Annotated in this window: 2 protein-coding genes; both read left to right on the forward strand. The window is 52.4% G+C overall.

Annotation, left to right across the window (positions count from 1 at the left end):
• Window positions 1-210, forward strand: a 210-nt coding sequence (locus R7190_RS28500) for a flagellar basal body rod C-terminal domain-containing protein (RefSeq protein ID WP_318138012.1), incomplete at its 5' end; no start/stop codon positions are given.
• Between the two features lie 12 nt (window positions 211-222).
• Window positions 223-628, forward strand: a 406-nt coding sequence (locus R7190_RS28505; RefSeq protein WP_318138013.1) for a flagellar hook-basal body complex protein, incomplete at its 3' end; no start/stop codon positions are given.

Here is a 628-nt window from a genome sequence, read left to right on the forward strand (position 1 = left end):
ACACAAAGCTTTAGCTCTGGTGCGCCAATCATGGGTGTTCCGGGTTCTGGCACGCTGGGTAACTTGACTCCAGGTGCATTAGAGGGCTCAAACGTCGACCTAACCAGTGAGCTTGTGGCACTGATGACAGCACAACGTAACTACCAAGCGAACGCAAAGACGATTTCGACCAGCGACAAGCTCACTCAAGCCTTGTTCAACGCGGTGTAATAGGAGCTCTGCATGGATAGCTTGTTATTTACAGCAACCTCCGGTGCAAGCCGAGTTCTTAAAGCGCAACACGTTCGTTCGAATAACTTGTCGAACGCGGATACCGCAGGTTTCCGTGCGGATATGGAACGTGTTCGTAGCGTGGAGTTACAAGGCCCGGGCTTTGATGGCCGAACCATGGTGGTCACAAACTCTGCATCAACGCGTTTTGATTCTGGCGACGTTGTGAAAACAGGTCGTGCGCTCGACGTTGCCGTCATGGGGGAAGGTTACCTTGCGGTAGAAACGCCAGCGGGCAACGAGGCTTACACGCGTGCCGGTAACATTCAAATCGATACCTTTGGCGCAATGTCTATCAACGGATTCCCGGTTGTGGGTGAAAACGGTCCGTTGGTGGTGCCTGATTATCAAAAAATCG

It is taken from the genome of Vibrio sp. 1078-1, assembly GCF_033340475.1.